Genomic DNA, 3,343 nt, shown 5'->3' on the forward strand with positions numbered 1-3,343 from the left:
CTTCATTCTGATACAGCCCCTTCATTTTATTTTTAAAGCAATATCTACACCTTGAGGATATAAATTCTATATTAGGGAACTCTAAATAAGAAGAAAATTTAGAAAATAAAATTTCTAAATTTTTAGGATAATTTTTAAGATTGAGGTAAAAATAACCTCATAATAATTGTTTTGGAGGTCGGTTATGAAAAAGAATAAATTTGTTTTAACTTTATTATTATCCGTACTACTTTCATTGCAGGCTATAATCCTTCCAACAGCCTTTGCTGATGATGAAATAAAAAATGAGCCTGCAGATAATGTAATAGGGTTTGAGCCACAGGCAAAATCTGTAATACTATTAGAGCCTAATTCAGGTAAAGTTATTTATGAAAAAAACGCAGATGAACAGTTTGCACCTGCTTCGGTTACTAAGATAATGACTATGCTACTTGCTATGGAAGCCTTGGATGATGGAAGAATAACTCTTCAAGATAAAATAGTTTGTAGTGAAAAGGTTAAATCCATGGGCGGTAGTAGTATGATATTGGACACTGGAGAAGTAAGAACTGTGGAAGAAATTCTAAAAGGTATAGCTATAGCATCAGGAAATGATGCAGCAGTGGCAATGGCAGAATTCTTAGAAGGCAGTGAAGAAGCTTTTGCAGTAAAAATGAATGAAAGAGCTAAAGAACTTGGAATGACTAATACTCACTTTGAAAATGCTACAGGTCTTAGTGCTTCAGGACATTTAAGTACTGCTAGAGATATTTCCATAATGTCTAGAGAGCTTTTAAAACACCCAATAATATTAAAATATTCATCTATATATATGGAAACTATATCAGAAGGTAGAAAAACACCAATTGAATTAGTTAATCATAATAAGTTGGTGAGATTTTACAAAGGGTGTGATGGACTAAAAACAGGATTTACACAAGAAGCTATGTATTGTATATCTGCTACATCAACTAGAGACAATGTAAGGATGCTTGCAGTAATAATGGGAGCACCTACATATAAACAAAGAAATGCAGATGCGAGTAAGCTTATGGATTTTGGATTTTCTAAATACCAAAGTAAAACTATAGTAGCTAAGGATGTAGACGTACAACAAATCCCATTAAATAAAAAAGGTGATTCTTTCTTTATAGCAAAAGCAAAAGATGATTTAAAAGTAACCATAGAAAAAGGCACTGAGGAAGAATTAACAAAGAAAGTAAATATTAATCCTGCACTGAAAAAAATAGATGCTGGTGATGTTGTTGGATATTGTGAAGTTTATAATGGAGATGAATTACTAGGAAAAATAGAATTATATAGTGATAGGGAAGTAAAACAATCTCAGTTCTTTAAAAATGTTAAAGATATATTTTCAAATATCTTTGATCATTCAATATAAGTATATTTAATCTTTAAATATAAATAATATAGAATAAAAAATAAATATTTGTGAAAACTATATATAAAGGTTAATTTAAAATTCAGTTTAATGTTATAGTTATCAGTTACAATATACAACCCCAAATGTATAATGCTGATATAAAAAATCACTCTAAAATTTTTAGGGTGATTTTTTATTTTTAAATGAACTACAGTAATTTTTGATTCCAAAATAATAATTGTCATAATTGAAATATAGCATTTTTACTATTGTAAATTTAACTAAATTTAGAGTATAATTTAAAATGAGTGTTTTCATGCTAAAATATATATTGAAATTTTTAGTATGCAGATAAATTTGTTGTAAGGAAGGTGAAACCATGGCATTAACAATTAAAACTTCAAACTTTGAGGGGCCCTTTGACCTTTTATTACACTTAATAAAAAAGAACCAAATGGATATATATAATATAAGTATTTTAGATATAACAAATCAATATATAGGATATCTAAATGAAATGAAGGAATTGGATTTAGATATTGCATCAGAGTTTATTGTTATGGCTACTACATTAATTGAATTAAAATCTAAGGTATTACTTCCTAAAAATAAGGAACCAGAGATTGAAGAGGTTGATGATACACAAGAGCTTATAGATAAATTAGTTCAATATAAAAAATTTAAAAATATAGCTGAATTTCTGGGCAAGAGACAAATGAATACAGGCATTATATTTACTAAAAGGCCTGAAATAATTGAAGATACCAGAGAAAAAAAGCAAGATGCCAAAGAGCTACTTAAGGGCATAACCATGATGGATTTATATAATATGTATATTGAACTTATGGAAATATATAAAAATAAGATGAATGAAACCTTCAACATAGAAGACAGAGTACAGGTTGAGTTATTTAAAATAGAAGATAAGATGGATTACTTAAAAGACGTATTAGTGCATAGTAAAAATACTACCTTCACTAGTATAATAAAGGAGAGCAAAAGTAAAACGGAAATCATTGTAACCTTCTTAGCCTTGTTAGAGTTAATAAAGCTTAAGGATGTACGAGTAGTTCAACATGGTAACTTTGGTGAAATATATTTAGAAGGAGTGATGGGGGATGAATGAACATACTAATTTAAATCATGAAGATGTAGAAGTTAATGATAAAATTTTAAGTAGAGTAAATAAAGAAGATGGAAGTATAGATATTGATTCTAGAAATAAAATAGAAGAGGTTCTTCAAGAATCAGAACATCAGTTAAATTATCTTATAGATGAATCTAAATATGAAAGATATTTTTCTATAATAGAGTCTTTATTATATGTAACTGGAGACCCATTGGAAGTAGACACTATAGCAAGTATTTTAGAATGTTCAGTAGAATTTGCTACAGAACTTTTAAAGGTTTTAGAAAAGGTATATGAAAGAGATGAGTCTAGGGGAGTAAAACTAATATGTATTAATAAGGCTTATCAACTTGGTACAAAACCTATAAACAGTGATTATCTTCAAATGCTGTTAAAGACTAATATAAGACAATCCTTATCTAGGGCTGCTCTTGAAACCCTATCTATAATTGCTTATAAACAACCAATAACTAGAATAGAAATTGAAGACATAAGAGGCGTTAAAAGTGATAGAGCTATTAGTACTTTAGTAGAAAAAGGACTTATAAAGGAATCAGGAAAGAAAAGTGTTATAGGAAGACCAAATCTTTATGCTACTACTGACGAATTCTTAAAGCATTTTGATTTTACATCTTTAGGCGAATTACCATCTTTAGATAATTTTATTGAAGATGAAGAGCTAGTAGAATTAGAGGAAAAGGATATTGAAGAAAAGAAGTTCTAATAATATTATGGCTATATTTATAATAAAATCTAAATCTTAAATAAATATTGAGGATGTACTATAGTATTAATGTACACCCTCAACATTAGAAAAAGATTAGTGAATTATTAAAATGGAACCTATAGAA

Annotated in this window: 3 protein-coding genes; all 3 read left to right on the forward strand. The window is 28.2% G+C overall.

The features are described from left to right. The first annotated feature begins 184 nt into the window (after nt 1-184). The 3 genes from B2694_RS01600 (at nt 185) to scpB (ending at nt 3,216) form a co-directional block, all read left to right on the forward strand. Nucleotides 185-1,381, forward strand: a complete 1,197-nt coding sequence (locus B2694_RS01600; protein WP_346884275.1) for a D-alanyl-D-alanine carboxypeptidase family protein — start codon at nt 185-187, stop codon at nt 1,379-1,381. A 361-nt stretch (nt 1,382-1,742) separates the two neighbouring features. Then, nucleotides 1,743-2,489 (forward strand): segregation/condensation protein A, encoded by a 747-nt coding sequence (locus tag B2694_RS01605; protein WP_035129401.1) that lies wholly within the window; start codon nt 1,743-1,745, stop codon nt 2,487-2,489. After that, complete coding sequence (gene scpB, locus B2694_RS01610; protein WP_346884276.1) at nt 2,482-3,216, forward strand: SMC-Scp complex subunit ScpB; 735 nt, start codon at nt 2,482-2,484, stop codon at nt 3,214-3,216. The genes B2694_RS01605 and scpB overlap by 8 nt, the downstream gene beginning before the upstream one ends. Nucleotides 3,217-3,343: the final 127 nt, after the last annotated feature.

The organism is Clostridium sp. UBA4395, from assembly GCF_002390995.1.
GTDB lineage: Bacteria > Bacillota > Clostridia > Clostridiales > Clostridiaceae > Clostridium_J > Clostridium_J sulfidigenes.